Here is a 21232-nt window from a genome sequence, read left to right as displayed (position 1 = left end):
TCAGCTTAAATAAAACGATGTAATCTTTACCAAAAGCGGCACAAAGAATGGTGTGGTTAGGTATTGATTTAGGTGATGCAAGGGTCGGAACAGCTCTTTCCGACCCTGAGCTCACTTTCGCTCATCCTGCTGGGAATGTTCAATCCTATGGTGATTCGTTTAATGCGATTGAAGATGTTTTAAACATTATCGAAGATAATAGTGTTAGTCGTGTTGTAATAGGTCTTCCTTTGCAATTAGATGGAACTGAAGGAAAATCTGCTAAAAAAGCGCGTCGTTGGGGCACTAATTTAGTCAAAAGAATGAAGTCGCTTTTTGATTATGGAGATTGGTCTCTCGATTTTATTCCAGAAGTTGTTTGGAAAGATGAGAGACTAACAACTGTTACGGCGCATAAACAACTGTTAGATGCTGATTTTTCTACTAGAAAGCATCGTCCTATGGTTGATCAGCAGTCAGCAGTGTTAATTTTGCAATCTGCGATTGACGATTATAAGAATGATTGCAAAAATAATTAAAGCAGACAATAGCTGCGACAATATTGTGAAATAATGTTATTCTGAAATAATGTCACTGTGAAATAGTAACCAGCAGTCCAAGCGGGAGGAAGCGTTTAATGACTGAGAATATCGACGATTTTTTCGATCAAAACGCTAAGTGGAGTCACGAAACTCCTAATCCACCTGTGCCTCCAAAATCACGCAAAGATTTAAAAGCACAAAAAAGACGTAAAAGTAAGAGAAAACGTATAATAGCGTTTATTCTTACGCTAATTTTTGCAATACTATTTGTTCTTGGATATGGCTTATACAGGGTTGCGGTTTATATAAAAACTAATAATCAGTCTACGATTATGGACGATTGGCCAGGACCTGGAAGCGGATTTGTTGAGTTTACGATTGAGCCAGGTCAAGGATCTGTAGAAGTTGGGAACAATCTGGTTAAAGCGCAAGTTGTAAAGTCACAATCCACTTTTTCTAATATTGTTGCTGCGAACAACAAGATTTTATACCCAGGAATTTATGCGCTTAAAAAGCATATGAGCTCAATTGATGTTGTAAATATTCTTTCAGATCAAAGTAAAGCAGGCGGATTCTTAGACGTTAAAGCAGGAGAACGATCAACAGACGTTATTCGTAAGGCTGCACAAATCTCTGGAATAGACATTGCTCAATTTAAAGAAATTGAGAACGCAGGCGGAATGGGAGTTTTGCCTCCAGAAGCAAATGGAAGTTTTGAAGGATGGTTGGAGCCTGGAGTTTACAACGTAAAATCCATGAAATCTGCTACTAAAATACTTGCCAAAATGGTAGATAAGCGTATTCAGAAACTTGATTCATTGGGAGTCCCTAAAGGAAAACTGCGTCAAGATATTCTCAAAATTGCCTCTATTGCAGAAGCGGAAGTAAATAATCGTGAATATTATGGTAAAGTTTCGCGCGTAATATTAAACCGTTTAGCTAAAGACATGCCTTTGGGAATGGACACTACGGTTGCTTACGGTATTGGAATTAAGGCAATCAACCTTACGCAAGCACAATTAGATGATGCAAGTAATCCATACAACACTAGGATTCACAAAGGATTGCCGCCTACTCCTATAAGTATTCCTGGAGATAATGCTATTCTGGCTTCGCTTAATCCCGAAAAAGGATCATGGATTTATTTTGTTACCACTAACTTAAAGACTGGCGAAACTAAGTTTGCGGATAACTACGATGATTTCTTGAAGATTCGCGACGAGTATAAGCGCTCCAACGAAAACGCCAACTAGCGCGACGACCTACCTTCGCGCTTAGACCGCGCGAACGATATTTCCTATTTAGCCTTGCGCGAGGTTTGAGTATTTCTCTCCTCGCAACTCCCGTCGCTACGCTCCTCTTTTATTGCTCGTATAGAAATACATCAAACCTTCTGAATATCTAAAACTTTTGCGTATCGCTTAATCACCGAGATTCTCGATTTTTCTTCTTCATTCGATGAATCACCATCAAAGATGCTGAGGTTCATCTCATTCAGTGCGAAAAATCTCGAATCTCTACCATACTTGGTGCAATCTGCATAACCACACAAGCCTTTAACCACATTGAGTGAAATTTGTTGCAATGCAATTTTCGCTTATTTAGCATAATCAAATGAGTCAGTTTATTGTTACTTGTTTATTTGCAATGCCAACGCTTATATGCATGATTGCAGTGTGCGTAACGGATTTAATCAGCCGCGTTGTTCCTAGACTTTGGGTTGTACTAGCTGCTTTTGCGCAATCTGCCGCAAACCTTATTTTTTCGCTGATTACTTTTCATAATGTTAATTTTCTTTTACGTGGCTGGCTTTTTGCAGTATCAGTTTTTGCATTCTACGTTTTGGTGCAAAAACTTTGCGTGCGCGGATCACTTGGATTTGGCGATGTTACATGCGCTTCTATGATCGCTCAAGCTTTGGCGCTATTTGGATTTGATTGCATAATCTACTGGTTTGCATCAGTTGGAATATTTGGATTAATTTGGATTTTAGTATGGAAAATCTGCTCTAGAGTCCGCTTGCGACTTTTCCGCGTTAAGTCTAAAAATGCTCAAAATAAAATCCCGTTCGTACCCGTCTTAGCTGCATCTTTCATAATCGCTATTATGCTTTGAGCTTTTGCTGCAATTCTATAGTGATAAGTGAGGTGGAGATTCGAGATTTTTCGCAGCGGATGAAGCGAACCTCAGCATGAAATGGTGATTCGCTGAAGCAGCAAGAAAAATCGAGAATCTCGGTGATTAAGCGATACGCAATTGTTCAGACTCGTAAGAGGGCTGGGTGATTCTTGGTCGAACAATATAAGAGCGGCAGCCGATACCAAATAATCCAATGAGCCACAACTACAAACAAACTTCAACCCAAAAACAAAATCAAAGACAAAACGGAACAACCGCAACAACAAGCAACACGTAAAAGGCGGAGCGTTGTGAGACAAGAAACACCCAGCCCTCACGCAACACCAAGCAAGGAAATTGCGCAACACCAAACAAGGAATCACGCAACATCAAATAAAGATAGTGGTTTCTAGAAAAGTTCGACAGATTGTGTGATTGATTCCGTGGATTGTGAGCAATACTTAGTGGTTAGTAGAATAAAGAATTTAGAATCGAGTACAGATTTAAAATAGTGTGCATTACAAAGTGCAAGACTTGTAGAAATAGAATATAACGCACAACGCGATTGGAGAAGGCATGCTTAGATGGCAAACGGCAGGGGAGTCGCATGGTGAAGCGCTGGTGGCAATGATTGAAGGCGTGCCAGCAGGAGTCGAGATTACTAGCGCGGACATTGTTTCTGCTCTTGCGCGCAGACGGCTTGGTTACGGTCGCGGTGCGCGAATGAAGTTTGAGCAAGATAAAGTGCGTTTGCTTACTGGCGTTCGCCACGGTGTTGCTCTTGGATCGCCAATTGCTATAGAAATCGCAAATAGCGAGTGGCCAAAGTGGGTGGAAGTGATGAGTGCGGATCCTTTGGATCATGAGCTTGAGCAAACTGGTAGAAATGCTATTTTAAGCCGTCCTCGCCCTGGGCATGCTGATTTAACAGGCATGCGAAAGTATGGTTTTAATGATGCTCGCGAGGTTTTGGAGCGTTCGAGCGCTAGGGAAACGGCTTCTCGCGTGGCTTTAGGTGCTGTGGCTGATGCGTTTTTGCAGCAGGCGTTGGGCGTGCGAACAGTTGCGCATGTTATTGGAATCGGCGGAGAATATGCTGACAAAAGTTTACCACTGCCAACACCAGACGATGTTGATGTGTTGGATGCGTCGCCAGTTCGCACTCTCGATAAAGATGCAGAAGCGCGAATGGTTGCTCGCATTGATGAAGCAAAAGCCAATGCGGATACGCTTGGAGGCGTAGTGGAGGTGCTTGCTTACGGCATGCCTGCTGGAGTTGGAACGTATGTAGAGTCGGATCGCCGTTTGGATGCGGCTTTAGCAGGCGCGCTTATGGGAATCCAAGCTATTAAAGGCGTGGAAATTGGAGACGGTTTTGAAGAAGCAAATCTCCCTGGCTCTGCTGCTCACGACGAAATCGTAACAGGTGAAGATGGCAAAATCACGCGACTTAGTAATCGTGCTGGTGGCATTGAAGGTGGAATGTCGAATGGTGAGACGATTCGTGTGCGCGCTGCAATGAAGCCGATTCCGTCCATTCCTCGCGCATTACGCACTGTGGATGTGCTTACTGGCGAGCCAGCTCAAGCGATTAATCAGCGCTCCGATTTTACGGCAGTTCCAGCCGCTTCCGTAGTTGCAGAGGCAATGGTTCGGTTAACGCTTGCAAAGTATGTGTTGGAAAAGTTTGGTGGAGATTCGTTAGAAGAAACCGCTAGAAATGCTAGAAATTACGTTCAATCTTGGAAAGAGTATATGAGATGAGCGAAGAAGATTCCTTGCATGATTCCTTGCATGATTCGCTTCGAGATTCTTTGAAAGACATTTCGCAAGATGTATCGCAAAGTCAAATCCCGTTAGCCGTCATAATTGGTATGCCGGCAGCTGGAAAAACGCGTGTTGGTAAGGAATTGGCGCATATTTTGAACGTTCCTTTTATAGACACGGACGATTTGATTGAGCAAAAAATCAATATGCCGATTAGCCAATATTTTAAGGATTTTGGCGAGGAGTCTTTTAGAGATATTGAAGCTCAAATTGTCAAAGATGCTATTTTTGCATGTTCTGAGCAATCCGCCCCAATAGTCGCCCTAGGTGGCGGTGCTCCAATGCGTAAGGAGACGCAAGAGGTCTTAAGAAAATATACAAAGCTAAGCGGTCGTGTTGTGTATTTGCAAGTAAATGCAAGTGATGCAATTGAGCGCGTAAGCTGGAATTCTAATCGTCCTATGTTAAGCGGCGAAGATGGCGCAAAACGATGGATGGATTTGTTTGATAAGCGTGATCCTGTGTTTTGCAAAGTGGCGAATTTGCATGCTCGTGTTTACAATTTGACGCCAAAACCTGCCGCAAGAAAGTTGAAGAATATGATTATGCAACGAATAGTGCATGTAACTGGTAAAGGTATTGAAGATTATGATGTTCATATTGGCGCAGGTGCCATGAGCCTTTTGCCGCAACTACTTGGAAAAGAGCCTGTTCGAGTAGCTTTGATCCACACTCAGCCTGTGCAAAGACATAGCGATAAAGCAAGAACCATTTTGCGCGCTGCTGGCTACGATGTTTTCGACATTCTTATTCCAGATGCTGAGGCTGGTAAAACTGTTAAGGTTGCGGATTCTATTTGGGAACGTCTTGGAAACGCTGGTTTTACGCGTTCTGACGCGATTGTTGGTTTGGGTGGGGGAGCAGCCACGGATTTGGCTGGATTTGTTGCTTCTACTTGGATGCGTGGAATCCGTTATGTTAATTGCCCAACTTCGCTTCTTGCTATGGTCGATGCTTCGACTGGCGGTAAAACTGGTGTAAATACTGCATTTGGCAAGAATTTGGTTGGTAGTTTTTACACTCCTGCTGGTGTTTTGGCAGATACTTGCGCGTTCTCTACTCTTCCTAATGATATTTTTGTTGAAGGACTTGGAGAGGTTGTAAAATCAGGGTTTATTGGAGATTCTAGTATTTTAAAAATTTTAGAAAATCCTCAAAATGCTAGCAAGTTGCGCTCTGTTGATGGTCCTTCTATTTTAAATGATGCAGATTTAAATAATATGGTTTGCGATTTGATAGAAAAAAGCGTGCGCGTTAAGGCATACCACGTTTCTAACGACTTAAAAGAGAAGGGTTTGCGCGAGTTTTTGAACTACGGTCACACTCTTGGGCATGCGATTGAACAAATTGAGCATTTTTCTTGGCGCCACGGAAACGCGGTTGCTGTGGGAATGGTTTTTGCTGCGGAGCTTGCGCAACTTTTGGGTTATTTAAGTACAGAAGATGTTGAGTACCATCGTTCGCTTTTGAAATCCCTTGGATTGCCAATATCTTGGAATGGTGGCGGCAGTGGTGACGATGCTTTTAATAAGGTTCTTGACTTAATGCATAAAGATAAAAAAGCTAGAGGAAATACTTTGAGATTTGTTGTTTTAGATGGGATTGGAAACCCGATTCACTTAGATAATCCGCCGCTGGAGGCGATTCGAGATGCGTTTAATAAGATTAGAGGTTAGAAAATGGTAGATTCAAAAAATGTGATAAGCATGCGTAAAGTTTTAGTAGTAAATGGCCCAAATTTGGGGCGATTAGGCGTTCGTCAGCCAGACGTTTATGGCAGTCAAGATTTTGAAACGTTGTGCGCGCTTTGCAAGAAGTGGGCGCAAGAGCTTAATCTACAGGTAGAAGTACGCCAAAGCGACGACGAGGCGCAAATGGTTCATTGGATGCACGAAGCTGCCGATACGCATACGCCAGTAGTTATGAATCCTGCTGCTTTTACGCACTACAGTTATGCGCTCGCGGATGCTGCACACATGGTTTTGGATGCAGGCGTGCCGTTAATGGAAGTGCATATTTCTAATCCTTCTGCCCGCGATTCTTTCCGAAGAATAAGCGTGATTAGCCCTGTTGCAACTGGCACTATTACAGGCATGGGATTGTACGGTTATAAGCTTGCGCTTGAGTCTGTTGCTCATTTAATCTAACTTTTTAAGCAAATTTCCAGCGTCGAGGCTCGAAGATACTATGGAGTTCCATGGTTAGAAGAAAACATGGTAACTCTCAGGAGCATATTACAAAGCATATTTTTGTCACTGGTGGCGTTGTTTCGTCCCTCGGAAAAGGTCTTACTGCATCTTCATTAGGCAGACTTTTGCGTAGTCGTGGTCTTCACGTATTGCAACAAAAACTCGATCCTTATATCAATGTTGACCCGGGTACAATGAACCCATTCCAACATGGCGAGGTTTATGTTACGGAAGATGGAGCGGAAACAGATCTCGATATTGGTCACTACGAGCGATTCCTCGATGTTTTCTTAAGTCAAAAAGCGAATGTTACAACTGGTCAGATTTATCAGTCTGTGCTTCGTAAGGAGCGCGCTGGCGAATATTTGGGTCAGTGCGTGCAGGTTATTCCGCATATTACTGGCGAAATTAAGTCGCGTATGCGCGCGCAGGCTAGCGACGACGTAGACGTGATTATTACGGAAATCGGCGGAACGGTTGGCGATATTGAGTCTCAGCCATTCTTGGAAGCTGCTCGCGAAGTTCGTCGCGATTTAGGTCCTGAAAACTGCATGTTTGTGCACGTTTCTTTGGTGCCTTATATTGCTGCAGCTCACGAATTGAAGACTAAGCCAACTCAGCATTCTGTTATGATGCTTCGTCAGCTTGGTATTTCTCCAGATGCGCTTGTTTTGCGTTCGGATCGTCCGCTTAATCAAGGCATTAAAGATAAGATTTCGCTTATGTGCGATGTTGATGCTGAAGGCGTTGTGAACTGCGTTGACGCTCCAAGCATTTATGATGTGCCGAAGATTTTGTTCAACGAGGGCTTGGATGCTTACGTTGTTCGTGAGCTTGAGCTTCCATTCCACGATGTTGATTGGAACGAGTGGGAAGATTTGCTTGAGCGCGTGCATCATCCAAAGCATGAGCTAAACATTGCAATCGTTGGAAAGTATATTGATTTGCCAGATGCATACCTTTCCGTTACCGAGGCTATTAAGGCTGGCGGTTTTGCAAACTGGGCTAAAGTTAACGTGCGCTGGGTTGCTGCTGACAAGTGCGAAACTCAAGAAGGTGCAGCTGCGGCTCTTGACCAAATGGACGGAATGGTTATTCCAGGCGGCTTCGGCATTCGCGGTATTGAAGGTAAGATTGGAGCTTTGCGTTACGCTCGCGAGCACGGTTTGCCAACGCTTGGTCTTTGCCTTGGCTTGCAATCTATGGTTATTGAGTATGCTCGTCACGTTCTTGGACTTGAGGATGCTAATTCCACTGAGTTCGAGAAGGATTGTGGCGATCCAGTAATCGCGACTATGGAAGAGCAGAAGGATATTGTGGATGGTAAGGGAGATATGGGTCATACAATGCGACTTGGCTCTTACCCTGCAACGCTTGAAGAAGGCTCGATTGTTGCTGAGCTTTACGGCACTACGCATGTTACTGAGCGTCATCGTCACCGTTATGAAGTGAATGTGGCGTATAAGGATCGTTTGCGCGAAGCTGGCTTGCGTATTAGTGGTCAAAGCCCAGATGGTAATTTGACTGAGTTTGTGGAGCTTCCAAAGGAAGTTCACCCATTCTACGTGGCAACTCAGGCTCATCCAGAGTTTAAGTCTCGTCCAACTAAGCCTCATCCACTGTTTGCTGGATTGGTTGCGGCTGCTCTTGAACATCAGGCTAGCGAGTCTAAGTAGTATTTACCAATAGGTGAAAATATAATAAAAATATTTTAAAAATATTTTCAATATTTATTTGATTTTATTTATTAAGTGGTGTAAACTCGTGCATTTGGGTGCGAATTTACACCACTTTTATTTTGTTTAATATTTGAATGTCTTGTTGCATATTTTGCATCGTTTAACATGATTGTTACATATTTCTAGTGCAAATTTACATTTTTGTAATATCGTCGTAGATTTAAAAGGCTTGGCAAAATACCATATAAAATACGATTTAATCCCATAATTTTATATAGTAATAGTTATTTTTATGATTAATAGACAAAATAACTGTAAATTTTACATTTAGACTTTTAGCTTGCGTTGTTTAATAAAATCCGTATGATTGAATTTTAATCAACGAAGAGGCCTCCTTATTGGCTTTGCAAAGAATCCATCTGGCAATAAATACTAGGTGGATTTTATTTATTAAGCCTGTAAAAGCCTGTAAAGCTTGTAATGAGACTTTTTCGTGATATTTAATTGAATCCTGCCATACCCAACGTTAGGAGAAAACATATGAAGAATAAGGCATTACTTTTTGCCGCAGCTGCTTGCTCGGTTGCTATGCTGCTCGGTGGATGCGGTTCTTCTGCTTCGAAGACCGCTCAAACAAATGGTGGCAAGGTTGTTATTACCGTAAACGACTCCGAGCCTCAGAACGAGCTTGTCCCAGGAAATATTAACGAAAATGCTGGCGCCCGTCCTGCTGTGCTGGTCAACTCCACGTTGGTCACTTTTGACGAAAAGGGCAATACAGTAAACGAAGATGCAGAGAGCGTAACTCCAAACGCGGATGCAACTCAGTACACTGTTAAGCTTAAGAAAGATAAGAAGTTTAGCGACGGCACACCAATCACCGCAGAAAGCTTCACCAAGGCTTGGAGCTTCGTAGCAAACGCTAAGAATGCTCAGAAGTGCGCTTCCTTCTTCCAGACAATTAAGGGATACGAAGACTTGCAGAAGAATGACACTAAGGGCGATGAGCAGCTTTCTGGCTTGAAGGTTGTAGACAAGTACACCTTTACTGTCGATTTGAACCAGCCAGATTCTGTGTTTGCTATTAAGGTTGGTTACCTTGCATTTGCTCCTCTTCCAGAATCCTTCTACAAGAATCCAAAGGCTTATGGCGAAAAGCCAGTTTCTTCTGGTCCATACCTCTTTAAGTCCTGGGATCACAACAAGCAGATTGAAGTTGTAAAGAACCCAGATTACGATGGCCCACGTAAGGCTCAGAATGATGGTGTTACCTTCAAGATTTACACCGATGGAACCGCTGCTTACCGCGATGTTCAGTCTGGCAATCTTGATATGACCGATAACATTCCAGATACTGAAACCAAGACTTTCCAAAAGGACACCACTGTTAAGGCATACAACCGTCCAGGTTCTGTAATCCAGCAGTTCGGTATTCCTGCAAAATTGCCACACTTCGATGTAACTACCGAAGAAGGCCGCTTGCGTCGTCAAGCTGTTTCTATGGCAATCGACCGTGAAACCATCATCAAGAAGGTTCTTAACAGTACTGCATCTCCTGCAAATGAGTTCACTTCTCCTTTGACTCCAGGCTACAAGGCTGATCTTAAGGGACACGAAAACCTTAAGTTTAACGCAGAAAAGGCTAAGGAACTTTGGGCAAAGGCAGACAAGATCTCTAAGTATGATGGTCCTCTTACCTTTACTTACAACGCTGATGGTAATGCTAAGTCTGTGTTCGATGCAGTTGTAAACTCCCTCAAGAACCATCTTGGTATCAATGCTGAAACCACTCCAGTTCCAACATTCCAAGAGTTCCGTAACGCATGCGAACAGCGTCAGATTAAGGGTGCATGGCGTGCAGGCTGGATGCCAGATTACCCAAGCCCAGAAAACTACTTGACTCAGGAATTTGCTTCTGTTGCTGCAGATGGAAATGGCTCCAACGAAGCTGATTACAAGAATCCTAAGTTTGATGATTTGCTTAAGAAGGCTGCTTCTTCTCAGCCAGCTGAGGCAACTAAGCTTTATCAGCAAGCTAACGAGATTCTTCTTGAGGATCTTCCATACATCCCACTGTTCTACTCGAACGCTAAGGCTGTTATGGTTCCAACCTTGAAGGGCTTTGTAATGGATTGGCAGAATATGCCACTTTACTACAAGCTCCACAAGTAAAGATCTAAGATCGAAGATCAAGTAGCTATAGTAAAAAATAAATCATAATTAAATAGCATGTAAAAACGTGCTGCTGCCTTCGAATGGCGAATAAAATTAACAAATTCTATCGCTATTCGAGGCAGCACTTTGTGTTTTTACTTAGGTTGGGTTAAATCAATATGCAAGCCACAAAAGTTGGGTGTGTGCTCTGCGAATTTTTAAGTAAGTATATAAGGAGAAACCAATGGGTAAATATGTTCTGCGTCGAGTTCTGCAGATGATTCCTGTGGTTCTCGGCACAACATTGTTGGTGTACGCTTTGGTGTTTGCTTTACCTGGAGACCCAGTAAAAGCAATGTTTGGAGATAAGCCAATTAACCATGCGGTTGAAGCGCAGATTCGTGCCGAGTATAACTTGGATAAGCCATTTATTATTCAGTATTTGCTGTTTTTGAAAAATGCTTTGACTCTTGATTTCGGTCATACTTTTGCTGGCCAGCCAGTAATTGACGAAATTGGTCGCGCATTCCCAGTAACCATTAAGCTTGCGTTGATGGCGTTTGCCTTTGAAGCCTTGTTCGGCGTAGCTTTTGGCATAATCTCTGGCTTGAAGAAAGGGAAGTGGTATGACAGTGTAATTCTGGTTGTATCGCTTCTTCTTATTTCTGTGCCAACATTTGTCACTGGCTTTATTGGACAATACGTGTTTGGTGTTAAGTGGCATATTATGCCTGTTACAGCAAGCAATAATCCTGGATTCTATGATCTTCTTCTTCCTGCAATAGTTCTTGGATCCGTGTCAATGGCGTATATTATTCGACTTACAAGGTCGGAAGTTTCGTCAAACATATCCCTCGATTATGTTCGCACGGCTCGCGCAAAGGGCTTAAAAGAAAGCTCTGTTATTGTTCGACATATTTTGCGCAATTCGCTTATTCCTGTTGTTACATTCTTAGGTCAGGATTTGGGCGCTCTTATGGGCGGCGCTATGATTTCCGAAACAATCTTCAACATTCATGGCGTTGGATTCCTTACGTATCAGGGAATACTAAAAGGAGAAGGAAACCTTGTTGTTTCTATAGTTACGCTTCTTATGTTGATATTTGTAGTCAGCAATCTTCTTGTTGACATGTTGTACGCGGCTCTAGATCCGCGCATTCGCTACGCGTAAGGAGAGCAGACATTATGGAAGATAATTTGATGGAAAATAATTTGACTACAAATAATGCTACAGCAGCTGCAACTACGGTTGCTGGCGACTTTTCTGCTTCAAAATACAATACGCTACCTGGTCAGGAACGTTACGTTGCACCTCTTGACGATACGCCTCTTCAAGAAGTGGATTCCGTAGATGAATCTGCTCCAGCTACAAGCATGTGGGCAGATGCTTGGCGTAGTTTGCGCAGAAACCCACTGTTTATTGTTTCCGCAGTTTTGATTATTGCGATTATTTTTGTTGCACTTTTCCCAAGTGTTCTTACAAAGCACAATCCTAATTATTGCGTTTTGGAACATTCGCTTGAGCCAGCTTCTGCTGCACATCCGTTTGGATTTGATATGCAAGGCTGTGATATTTACGCTCGAGTTGTATACGGAACTCGTACATCTCTAAGCGTTGGCTTATTAGCAACAGCTTTGGTTGTGCTAGTTGGCTCGTTAATTGGCGCTTTAGCTGGGTTCTTCGGTGGTTGGATTGATGCGATTCTAAGCCGAATCACCGATATCTTCTTGGCTCTGCCAATGCTGTTGGGCGCAATCGTAGTTTTGCAAATGTTCCGCACGTCTAAGTCGATTTGGAAAATCGTGTTTGTTATGGTTCTCTTTGGATGGGTAGGCGTTGCTCGAATCGCAAGAAGTGCTGTTATGGAATCCAAGAATCTTGAATTTAACACGGCATCTACCGCTTTAGGATCTACGCCAATGCGAAACTTGTTCCAGCACATTATTCCAAACTCGCTGGCTCCAATCATTGTTGTAGGCACAACATCCCTCGGCTCTTACATCGTTTTGGAAGCAACACTTAGCTTCTTGGGTATTGGTTTGCCAACTACAACCGTTAGCTGGGGTGTAGATATTTCTACCGCTAGAAATGTTCTTACTACAAATCCAGAAGTTTTGTTCTATCCGTCTATTGCGCTCGCTATTACTGTTCTCGCCTTTATTATGATGGGCGACGCCGTAAAAGATGCGTTGGATCCAAAGAGCCGTAAGGCGTAAGTTAGCGTGGAGGAATAGTGATTATGAACACAGCAACACGTAAAAATGTAGATACCCTTGCAATGCAACGCGAGCAGGGTCCTTTGCTGGAAGTCAAAAATCTTCAGGTTGACTTTACAACGGATTCTAAAAAAGCCGTACACGCTGTTCGCGATGCGAGCTTTAACGTTTACCCAGGTCAGTGGGTTGCGATTGTAGGTGAATCTGGTTCTGGAAAGTCAACTTCCGCAATGGCGGTTTTAGGCTTGCTTCCAGGAACAGGTCACGTTACTGGCGGATCTATTAAGCTTAAAGGTCAAGAAATAAGCAATCTAAAGCCTAAAGATTATGCAGCTTTGCGCGGCACAGCAATGGGATTGGTTCCACAAGACCCTATGAGCAACTTGAATCCTGTTTGGAGGATTGGTACCCAAGTTAAAGAAGCTCTTCTTGCAAATGGCGTTGACGTTAGTCATGAAAAGCGTTCCGCTCTTGCAGAAGCTTTAGCAGGAGATGCTGTAGAAGTTAAAAGCAACGAAGACGAAATCTTCCTTGGTTCTAAAGAACTTACGGCATTATTGGATGCTGCAAAGCAGGCTTTGGCAGAGGCTGGTCTTAGTGAGCAAACGAATGCTGAAAAGTTTAATGAAGCTATGGAATACTACAAAAAAGAGTGGGTTCCAGGCTCTGAAACTCGTTGGCGCGTTGCAGACGATTTAATCAAGTATGGTGTGAACGACGACAAAGCTTGGGAAATCGCCAAAAAGTATGTTATTGGAGCAAGTGTTGAAGACCGTATTGCTGGTTTGCTAGATGAAGCTGGTTTACCAGATGCAGCAACGCGTGCACGCCAATTCCCACATGAGTTTTCTGGCGGTATGCGTCAGCGCGCTTTGATTGCTATCGGCTTGGCTTGCCGTCCAGATTTGCTTATTGCAGATGAGCCGACTTCCGCTCTCGACGTTACTGTGCAAAAGCGTATTCTTGACCATTTGCATACTCTTACAGATTCGCTTGGCACTTCCGTGCTCTTTATTACTCACGATTTAGGTTTGGCTGCAGCTCGTGCGCAGCACGTTGTTGTTATGTATAAGGGCCGCGTTGTTGAGTCTGGTCCATCTCTAGATGTGTTGCAACATCCGCAGCATCCGTATACTAAGCGATTAGTTGCAGCGGCTCCAAGCTTGGCTTCTCAGCGAATCATCTCGGTTAAGGAGCATGGAGGCAACGCGGATAATTTGCTTGAGCATCACGTAGTAGGTGAGCAAACTCTTGAAAAGAGCGAGCACATTATTACAGTAGATCACTTAACTCGCGAGTTTAAGCTTCCGCGTAAGAAGGAACTTTTTAAAGCTGTTGACGATGTTTCGTTCTCAATTAAGCGCGGAACAACGTTGGCAATTGTGGGTGAGTCTGGTTCTGGTAAATCTACTGTTGCAAACATGGTTTTGCGACTTCTAAATCCAACAAGTGGAACAGTTACTTACGAAGGCAAGAATATTGCTGATTTCAAGGGCGCTGATTTGCTTGACTTCCGCAGACACGTGCAACCAGTGTTCCAAAATCCTTATGGTTCACTCGACCCAATGTATTCAATTTATCGTTCTATTGAGGAGCCTTTGCGCATTCATAAGATTGGCGATAAAAAGAGTAGACAGAATCGTGTGCGCGAGCTTTTGGATATGGTTCGCATGCCTGCTTCTGTTATGACTCGCTTCCCGAACGAGCTTTCTGGTGGTCAGCGTCAGCGCATTGCTATTGCGCGTGCTATGGCATTGGATCCAGACGTAATCGTTTGCGATGAGGCTGTGTCTGCTTTGGACGTGCTTGTGCAAGATCAGGTTTTGCATTTGCTTAACGATTTGCAAGCGGAGCGAGGATTAAGCTACTTGTTTATTACTCACGATTTGGCTGTTGTTCGTCAGATTGCGGACGAGGTTGTTGTTATGCAACATGGCAAACTTGTTGAACATGCTACAACCGACGAAGTGTTTGATCATCCTCAAAAGGAATACACTCGCGATCTTCTCGATGCAATCCCAGGTGGAAACTTGGAGCTTGGATTGGATTAGTCGCAAGCTGGTTTATGAGCCTTAAAACTAGCGTCTTATAAACTATAAATTTAAAATAAATTTAAATTTAAAATAAAGGTGTGGGAGTCAAAACTTCTGCACCTTTATTTTTGCCTATTTTGTGTTGTGCGCATATTAGAGTGGATCTTATGATTACGATTACGACTTCAAATTTGAATGGGATTCGTGCGGCTTGGCGCAAGGGGATGCTCGATTGGGTTCAAGATCACACGCCAGATGTGTGGTGTATGCAAGAGGTTCGCGCTCCGCAAGATGCGATTGACCCGATTATGGGTAAAATCAAGGATTTGTATGTGTCTAAGAGTGATGAATCTGGGCAAAATAACAGGCGATTTTCTGTTACAAATCAGATTTGTGAAATAAAAGGTAGAGCTGGTGTGGCGCTTGTAACGTCTTTGCCAGTTGTAGAGCAGCGTTACGGTTTGCCTGGTTTAAGTGAAGACGTTGATTCTGGGCGATGGGTGGAAACCGACGTACATACTCCGCAAGGGTATGATATTACTGTTGTTTCTGTGTATGTTCACGCTGGAAACGTTGATGATCCGCAGAAAATGCAGCAAAAATTCCGCTTTCTAGATACTATGTTAAAACGATTAGGGGAGCTTAGAGATATTGCTGCAAGTGGCGGAAATCAAGCGATTTTGTGTGGTGATTTTAATATTGCACACACGCCTCTTGACATTAAAAACGCTAAAGCAAATGAGAAAAGTGCTGGATTTTTGCCAGAGGAACGCGCTTATATTGATCGCTGGATTAACGAGTATGAATTTGTGGACGTTATGCGAATGCTTGCTGGCGATATTCAAGGACCATACACTTGGTGGAGTCAACGAGGTAAAGCTTTTGATAATAACGTTGGTTGGAGATTAGACTATCAGTTTGCAACACCTGAAATTGCAGAAACTGCGTGCGGATTCGTGATTGATCGTGCTCAAAGCTACGATTCTCGCTGGTCTGACCATGCTGCTTTAAACATAAAATATAATGTGTGATTTTGCTTTGCTTGTGATAATCTGGTGAAGTTGAGTAAAAATAGCCATTAGAAATATGTAAAGTATTCATCGAAAAATGGCATTAGAGCTTATTAAGAAGAATCCATTAGAAAAGAGGAACCATGGGATGGTTTAAATCCAAGCGCAAGTCGAAAGCTGCCAAAGATGATGCTGAGAATCTTGCAGAATCTCAATCCCAAAATTCCGCTCTAAGCGAGCTGGCTGCAGGCGGATATGATGCAGACACGTACTTAGGACGCGGAAGTCTTAGAGGTCCATGGGACATATCTGATGAAAAACTACCTAATTTAGGTACTTATGTTGATTTCGGCTCCATATATATTCCATATTTACAAGGTATAGAGTTGCGAGTAAAAAAGCAGCGTGAAACTGGTCAAGTTCTTGGCATAACTGTTACATATAAATCTTCTAGCATTGAGGTTGAAGCATTTGCAGCTCCTAAAACAGAAGGAATATGGAGTGAAGTTCGTGCGGATTTGCTTAAGGGAAACTCTAATGCTAGGGAAGTGAATGGAGTTTTTGGCAAGGAACTCATACTTCCAGTCAAGGTTGACGATAAGACAGTGGAAACCAGAATTGTTGCTGTAGATGGTCCGCGTTGGATGCTCCGCGGAGTGTTCTCTGGTAGTGCTGCTTTAGAGTCACAAAAAACAAGCGAAGAGACTGTGCTTCTTAACAAGTGGTTTAGTGATATTGTTATAAAGCGCGGAACAGAGCCACTTGCTCCTAGAGATATGATTCCAATGCACGATTTGGTTGTGCCAAGTAGTGCAGGTAAAGATGGTTCTGCTGGATCTGACGATTCTGCTGGTTCTGAAGAAAATCTAGGTCGTCCAAAAGGTCCACTTGGTGCAGATCAGCAAGTAGAAGTCAAAACCACGCTAACTCGTGGACCAATGTTTTCTGAAATCAGATAGTTAAAAGTCGATAGTTAAAAGTCGATAGTAAAAGTAAGGCAGCAAAGGATATTGTCTTGGAAAAAAATTCGCGCGGCAAAAAACGCTCAGGATTAGCATCTTTGGCTTCTATTGGATCTGAAGGAAACACGTTTTCTGTTATTGATTCCATTGGTGGAGTTCGAGGCGTAATCGAATCCATGCTGCCAGGCTTGCTGTTTGTTATTTGCTTTGTTGTAACGCGAAACGTACAAACAACAGTTATTGCGTCTGCAGCTCTCGCAGTTTTGCAAGTTGTAGCTCGACTTGTTCAACGCCAATCGATTATGGGCGCGTTAAGTGGGTTGGTTTCTGTAGGGATTTGCCTTATTTGGGTGTGGACGAGTCACCAAGCGCGCGACTACTACATGATGGGCTTTATTACAAATGCTGTATACGGTGCGCTTCTTGCTATTTCGATGATTGTTCGCGTGCCTGCTTTAGGTCTTGTGATTGAGTCAATTCGCAAAATGCCTACGGAAAATTTTGGCGCGTGGCTGCACGAATGGCTTGATTATAAGCCGCTTAAGCGAGCGTATATGTATGTTACTGGATTGTGGATTGGTGTTTTTGCACTGCGACTCGTTTTACAAGTACCATTATATTTGACGAATCACGTTGTGTGGCTTGGTACAGTTCGATTGATTATGGGTTTGCCGTTCTGGGCGCTCGCAATTTGGGTTTCTTACTTGATTATCGCAACGCCGTTTATGCGTCTTCATCATAAAAATCGCGAAGAAAATTATCGTGAAGAAAAGCAGATTGACGAAGATAAAAACGATGTAAATTCAAGTGAAGTAAAATCAGCTTAACTAAATGCAAAGCTAAGGGGTAGTTTATGCAAGTGACGATGCGAATCGAGAGATATGCGGATCAAGGTAGATGCGTAGGTCATCTTGACGGACGCGTTGTATTCGTGCGATTTGCGTTACCTGGTGAGCTGGTTGTTGTGCGCATGGATGAGCCGATGCGTGCAAAAGCGCACTTTTTCACCGGTGAAGTTGTGGAAGTTTTGGAGCCTAGTGTGGATCGTGTGGAGCCGCAATGGAAGCTCGCTGGTCCTTTGGCTCAGGGCGGCGGAGTTGGCGGAGCAGATTTAATTCACGTTTCTTTGCCTGGGCAGATTCGTTGGAAGGCGTCCGTGATTGCCAATCAATTCCAGCGTTTAGCGCATATGGATGTTTCTGCTAGTGATATTACTGTTGAGCGCATGCCGGGGGATGAGGAGATTAACGGATTTAACTGGCGTACGCGAATGGAGTTGGTTGCGGATGATGAAGGGCGTTTGTCTATGCGTAAGCGCGAGTCGCATGATCGCATTGCGATTGATACTATGCCACTTGCGTCGCGCGCGGTTTTAGCAGTTGCGGATTCTTTGGATTTGTGGAATAGAGAATTTGAGCCAAATTCGCAAATTCGTCTTGCTGTTCCAGAGCCTAGGGTTGAGGGCTTGGACTTTGGTGTTTCGGGTGACAAGGCTGCGCTTCTTGATGCGATTGGCGAAAATTATGCGCTTATAGTAAATGATGAGTTGGTTGCAGGTTCGGCTTTGTTACGCGAGCGCGTGCGCGTTGCGGTTGATGGTGATTCATCACGTATGCGTACTTTTGATTATGATGTTGACGCGCGCGGTTTTTGGCAGATTCATCGCGCAGCTCCAGAGCATTTGGTGAACTACGTTTTGGGATTAGTTCGTTCTGCGCTTGGTGGGCGTAGTAAGAATACGGTTTTGTGGGATTTGTATTCTGGATCGGGTTTGTTTACGATTCCGCTTGCGACTTTGGCTAATGTTGGCGGAGATTCTTCTGGTGCTGCAGGTGCTCTCGGTTCTGCAGAACCAGCGCGCGTGCTTAGTATTGAGGGTGCGCCGATTGCTGTGAAGAATGCAAGGCGAAACATTGGGCGCGCTGGTCTTAGCAGGGATGTTGTTGAAGCGCTTGAAGGCGATGTTGCGCAAACGCTTGAATCGCAGGTGTTTAAGGCGAGTAAGTCGTCTAAGATTGTTCGCCGATTTGCGCATCCTGATGTTGTTGTGTTAGATCCTCCGCGCGCTGGTGCTAAAGCTCAAGTTTGTAAGCAGATCACGAAGTCTGGAGCAAGAAGCGTTGTGTATGTTGCTTGCGATCCGACTAGTCTTGCTCGCGATGTTGGCACGTTTAGGGAGCTTGGCTACAGTGTTCAGTCTTTGCGCGCGTTCGACTTATATCCGGAAACTCATCATACGGAATCAGTGGCATTCCTTTGCAAATCGTGACTGTTTCAAAATAGCGTTTTGATGACACCTACTTGCGTGCAGTTTAGTTCCTGCGTTTAGGCTTTGCGTAGCAAGGTTTAGCGAGGGCTATCGTTAAAAGGTTTAGCATGCGGTGGATTTAATCTTACTTCTCGAGATTCTAGATGTGATTTTGCTGTTTGAGGGAAGATATCAACGCTCTAGGGTCGAGTGCAATAAGTTCAATGATTGTTGCTTGTGCACAGTGTGATATACAAATGTATCAATCACTTGGATTTTCAATTAAGATTCGGAACTTGTTTGCATTTGAACCATAAGTTATAGTCATTAGATAAAAAATAAAGGAGTAAACTATGGAACATAATTGCGGATTTATTAACGATAACAAAGCATTTAGATATAGAGCAGCAGCCATCATAGTCGAAGAAGGTTGTGTGCTATTTGCAGGAAATGATGAGGACGACTATTACTACTCAGTTGGCGGAGCGGTTCACATGGGCGAGACATCAGAAGAAGCCGTAAAGAGAGAAGTATTTGAAGAGACAGGTCTTAATTACGAGGTCGATCACCTTGCCGTAATACACGAGAACTTATTCATCGGCAGCTCTGGCTTAGATGGAGTAGACTTCCATGAGATTACACTCTACTACATGATGAAGTCCATGGGCAAAAGAGATTTTACGAGCCATAGTACTACAGAGTCAGGTGCTAAAGAGACAATGCATTGGTTACCTATAGATGAGCTTGATAAGTGCAAGGCTTACCCGACATTTATGAAAGAATATCTTAAATCGGAGCATAGTGGAATAGAGCATATAATTTCAGATGAAAGATATTAATGAATCCCACTATTATGGCAAGAGATAGTTACACAAACATTATTTCTAGTTTCTTAACTCTTGTATTCAATGAAACTTTTCCTTCTGAACTCTGAAACTGTTTGCTTTCTGTGTTATATATTCCAACACTCAATCCATACAGAATCAGTAGCGTTCCTTTACAAATCGTGACTGTTTCGAAATATCGTTTTGATGACACCTACTTGCGTGCAGTTTAGTTCCTGCGTTTAGGCTTTGCGTAGCAAGGCTTAGCGAGAGCTATCGTTAAAAAGTGCACACTTTGCACCCACCTGTTTATGTGCGGAAATGTGGTTTAAGAACAATTTTTATATTGCAGTTTTGTTAAAAATTGTTTTTATTGATTTTATTATCGTTTATTTGAATATATTCAAAGATGGTTTTTCTTAAATAAGACATGTTTTGAATCACAATACAAGAGATTGTATGTGTAAGCGAGCAGTGATATAGAAAAAGGAGCTGGGTTTGTGGCTCAGCTCCTTTTCCTAATTATTTTCAACTATTAGTTTACTTTTGTTTAATTTTGTAGGTGAACTTTTTTACTCGCGATTCTTCTTGCGAGAGAAGAATGCTGCTGCAGCTCCCAGTACACCAATCATTGCGCTGATCAATCCTACTCGTTCCACTTCAGCACCAGTCTTTACTAATTGGGACGAATGCTTTGCAGGAACCTTGTTGCCGGACTTAGTAGATGCGTTGGAACCTGAAGCACCAGTGGATGCGTTACCAGCGTTGCTGTTGCCAGCATTACCGGTTTCAGCGTTACCAGCGTTGTTAGCATTGTCAGCGCTAATTGATTCGTTGGTGCTATTTTGAGCACCGGAATCTGTAGAGCTGCTACCACCAGTAGTAGATCCGCTAGCTGAACCACCATTGTTAGACGTGGAGTCGTTACCCGAATCAGAACCAGAACCAGAACCTGTTCCAGAACCAGAATTTCCGTCGTTGGTTCCTGTTTTACCAGTTTTTTCGTTGCTCTCGGTACCGTTCTTAGAGTTTTTAGCGGTTACATCACTCTTGTCTTTGACTTTGTCTGCTGGAATAGTGACTTTACCAGTGGCTTTATCAACGGTTACGCCTGTTGGAATGTCTTTACCAGTCCAGTTTCCGTCATTGTCTTTCTTGACAGTGATGGTCTTCGGGTTGGTTTCATTTTCTGGCGTATAAGTGATTACCAGAGTATCAGTATCCTTTGCTGGAGTGATCGTGGCTGAGCCTTGACCGTCTCCGCTTGTTGGGGTAGTGACAGTTGGAGCATCTGGCTTAGTTTCAGGAGCGGTTGATGGGTTAGTTCCTGTTTTACCAGTTTTTTCGTTGCTCTCGGTACCGTTCTTAGAGTTTTTAGCGGTTACATCACTCTTGTCTTTGACTTTGTCTGCTGGAATAGTGACTTTACCAGTGGCTTTATCAACGGTTA

The 21232-nt window shown here is 43.3% G+C and carries 18 protein-coding genes; 16 read left to right on the top strand and 2 right to left on the bottom strand.

What is annotated here, in order from left to right; translation table 11 throughout:
• The first annotated feature begins 47 nt into the window (after positions 1 to 47).
• Together ruvX and mltG are read left to right on the top strand one after the other, a co-directional pair.
• Complete coding sequence (gene ruvX, locus ACJV45_RS05750; RefSeq protein WP_004113362.1) at positions 48 to 518, top strand: Holliday junction resolvase RuvX; 471 nt, start codon at positions 48 to 50, stop codon at positions 516 to 518.
• 98 nt (positions 519 to 616) lie between these two features.
• Complete coding sequence (mltG, locus tag ACJV45_RS05745) at positions 617 to 1774, top strand: endolytic transglycosylase MltG (protein WP_419397860.1); 1158 nt, start codon at positions 617 to 619, stop codon at positions 1772 to 1774.
• 131 nt (positions 1775 to 1905) lie between these two features.
• Here mltG and ACJV45_RS05740 read toward each other — a convergent pair whose 3' ends face one another.
• A complete protein-coding gene (locus ACJV45_RS05740; protein ID WP_419397859.1) occupies positions 1906 to 2106 on the bottom strand; it encodes a hypothetical protein in 201 nt (66 codons plus the stop codon).
• Positions 2107 to 2186: 80 nt separating this feature from the next.
• On the opposite strand from ACJV45_RS05740, the gene ACJV45_RS05735 reads away from it, so the two are divergent.
• The 14 genes from ACJV45_RS05735 to ACJV45_RS05670 all read left to right on the top strand — a co-directional run bounded on the left by ACJV45_RS05735 (position 2187) and on the right by ACJV45_RS05670 (position 19797).
• Positions 2187 to 2636, top strand: a complete 450-nt coding sequence (locus ACJV45_RS05735; RefSeq protein WP_032812287.1) for an A24 family peptidase — start codon at positions 2187 to 2189, stop codon at positions 2634 to 2636.
• Positions 2637 to 3215: 579 nt separating this feature from the next.
• A complete protein-coding gene (gene aroC / locus ACJV45_RS05730) occupies positions 3216 to 4403 on the top strand; it encodes a chorismate synthase (protein ID WP_419397858.1) in 1188 nt (395 codons plus the stop codon).
• Positions 4400 to 6142, top strand: a complete 1743-nt coding sequence (locus ACJV45_RS05725) for a bifunctional shikimate kinase/3-dehydroquinate synthase (protein WP_419397857.1) — start codon at positions 4400 to 4402, stop codon at positions 6140 to 6142. The genes aroC and ACJV45_RS05725 overlap by 4 nt, the downstream gene beginning before the upstream one ends.
• A gap of 30 nt (positions 6143 to 6172) precedes the next feature.
• Positions 6173 to 6613 carry a type II 3-dehydroquinate dehydratase gene (aroQ, locus tag ACJV45_RS05720; protein ID WP_419397890.1) on the top strand — a complete coding sequence of 147 codons (441 nt, stop codon included), beginning with the start codon at positions 6173 to 6175 and terminating at the stop codon, positions 6611 to 6613.
• Between the two features lie 50 nt (positions 6614 to 6663).
• The gene (locus ACJV45_RS05715; protein ID WP_004121045.1) at positions 6664 to 8331 is read left to right on the top strand and encodes a CTP synthase; all 1668 of its coding nucleotides are present in this window, start codon (positions 6664 to 6666) and stop codon (positions 8329 to 8331) included.
• A 543-nt stretch (positions 8332 to 8874) separates the two neighbouring features.
• The gene (locus ACJV45_RS05710; RefSeq protein WP_004121043.1) at positions 8875 to 10506 is read left to right on the top strand and encodes a peptide ABC transporter substrate-binding protein; all 1632 of its coding nucleotides are present in this window, start codon (positions 8875 to 8877) and stop codon (positions 10504 to 10506) included.
• A gap of 226 nt (positions 10507 to 10732) precedes the next feature.
• Entirely contained in the window at positions 10733 to 11659 is a 927-nt protein-coding gene (locus ACJV45_RS05705; protein ID WP_004121041.1) for an ABC transporter permease, read from the top strand.
• A 14-nt stretch (positions 11660 to 11673) separates the two neighbouring features.
• Positions 11674 to 12705, top strand: a complete 1032-nt coding sequence (locus ACJV45_RS05700; protein WP_016812623.1) for an ABC transporter permease — start codon at positions 11674 to 11676, stop codon at positions 12703 to 12705.
• Between the two features lie 23 nt (positions 12706 to 12728).
• Positions 12729 to 14756: a dipeptide ABC transporter ATP-binding protein gene (locus ACJV45_RS05695; protein WP_016812621.1), complete on the top strand. Its 2028-nt coding sequence runs from the start codon at positions 12729 to 12731 to the stop codon at positions 14754 to 14756.
• Positions 14757 to 14905: 149 nt separating this feature from the next.
• A complete protein-coding gene (locus ACJV45_RS05690) occupies positions 14906 to 15769 on the top strand; it encodes an exodeoxyribonuclease III (protein WP_419397856.1) in 864 nt (287 codons plus the stop codon).
• A 122-nt stretch (positions 15770 to 15891) separates the two neighbouring features.
• Positions 15892 to 16707, top strand: a complete 816-nt coding sequence (locus ACJV45_RS05685) for a DUF3710 domain-containing protein (protein ID WP_419397855.1) — start codon at positions 15892 to 15894, stop codon at positions 16705 to 16707.
• 56 nt (positions 16708 to 16763) lie between these two features.
• The gene (locus ACJV45_RS05680) at positions 16764 to 17537 is read left to right on the top strand and encodes a DUF3159 domain-containing protein (RefSeq protein WP_419397854.1); all 774 of its coding nucleotides are present in this window, start codon (positions 16764 to 16766) and stop codon (positions 17535 to 17537) included.
• 26 nt (positions 17538 to 17563) lie between these two features.
• Positions 17564 to 18979 carry a class I SAM-dependent RNA methyltransferase gene (locus ACJV45_RS05675; RefSeq protein ID WP_419397853.1) on the top strand — a complete coding sequence of 472 codons (1416 nt, stop codon included), beginning with the start codon at positions 17564 to 17566 and terminating at the stop codon, positions 18977 to 18979.
• Between the two features lie 332 nt (positions 18980 to 19311).
• Positions 19312 to 19797 carry an NUDIX hydrolase gene (locus ACJV45_RS05670; RefSeq protein ID WP_419397852.1) on the top strand — a complete coding sequence of 162 codons (486 nt, stop codon included), beginning with the start codon at positions 19312 to 19314 and terminating at the stop codon, positions 19795 to 19797.
• Positions 19798 to 20354: 557 nt separating this feature from the next.
• On the opposite strand, the gene ACJV45_RS05665 is transcribed toward ACJV45_RS05670, so the two are convergent.
• Positions 20355 to 21232 (bottom strand): hypothetical protein (locus ACJV45_RS05665; RefSeq protein ID WP_419397851.1); only part of this gene is annotated, 878 nt, incomplete at its 5' end.

It is taken from the genome of Gardnerella lacydonensis, from assembly GCF_048545055.1.
GTDB classification, from domain to species: Bacteria; Actinomycetota; Actinomycetes; order Actinomycetales; family Bifidobacteriaceae; genus Bifidobacterium; species Bifidobacterium vaginale_C.
Note: the sequence above shows the minus strand (reverse complement) of the source record. Positions and strands in the feature narration are given on the sequence as shown.

Excerpts from the sequence above, each read along its gene's own strand:
- ACJV45_RS05700 (WP_016812623.1), top strand. The coding sequence starts at position 11,674 with ATGGAAGATAATTTGATGGAAAATAATTTGACTACAAATAATGCTACA.
- ACJV45_RS05715 (WP_004121045.1), top strand. The coding sequence starts at position 6,664 with ATGGTTAGAAGAAAACATGGTAACTCTCAGGAGCATATTACAAAGCAT.
- ACJV45_RS05725 (WP_419397857.1), top strand. The coding sequence starts at position 4,400 with ATGAGCGAAGAAGATTCCTTGCATGATTCCTTGCATGATTCGCTTCGA.
- ACJV45_RS05675 (WP_419397853.1), top strand. The coding sequence starts at position 17,564 with ATGCAAGTGACGATGCGAATCGAGAGATATGCGGATCAAGGTAGATGC.
- ACJV45_RS05670 (WP_419397852.1), top strand. The coding sequence starts at position 19,312 with ATGGAACATAATTGCGGATTTATTAACGATAACAAAGCATTTAGATAT.
- aroC (WP_419397858.1), top strand. The coding sequence starts at position 3,216 with ATGCTTAGATGGCAAACGGCAGGGGAGTCGCATGGTGAAGCGCTGGTG.
- ruvX (WP_004113362.1), top strand. The coding sequence starts at position 48 with ATGGTGTGGTTAGGTATTGATTTAGGTGATGCAAGGGTCGGAACAGCT.
- aroQ (WP_419397890.1), top strand. The coding sequence starts at position 6,173 with ATGCGTAAAGTTTTAGTAGTAAATGGCCCAAATTTGGGGCGATTAGGC.
- ACJV45_RS05685 (WP_419397855.1), top strand. The coding sequence starts at position 15,892 with ATGGGATGGTTTAAATCCAAGCGCAAGTCGAAAGCTGCCAAAGATGAT.
- ACJV45_RS05710 (WP_004121043.1), top strand. The coding sequence starts at position 8,875 with ATGAAGAATAAGGCATTACTTTTTGCCGCAGCTGCTTGCTCGGTTGCT.
- ACJV45_RS05705 (WP_004121041.1), top strand. The coding sequence starts at position 10,733 with ATGGGTAAATATGTTCTGCGTCGAGTTCTGCAGATGATTCCTGTGGTT.
- ACJV45_RS05690 (WP_419397856.1), top strand. The coding sequence starts at position 14,906 with ATGATTACGATTACGACTTCAAATTTGAATGGGATTCGTGCGGCTTGG.
- ACJV45_RS05735 (WP_032812287.1), top strand. The coding sequence starts at position 2,187 with ATGATTGCAGTGTGCGTAACGGATTTAATCAGCCGCGTTGTTCCTAGA.
- ACJV45_RS05695 (WP_016812621.1), top strand. The coding sequence starts at position 12,729 with ATGAACACAGCAACACGTAAAAATGTAGATACCCTTGCAATGCAACGC.
- mltG (WP_419397860.1), top strand. The coding sequence starts at position 617 with ATGACTGAGAATATCGACGATTTTTTCGATCAAAACGCTAAGTGGAGT.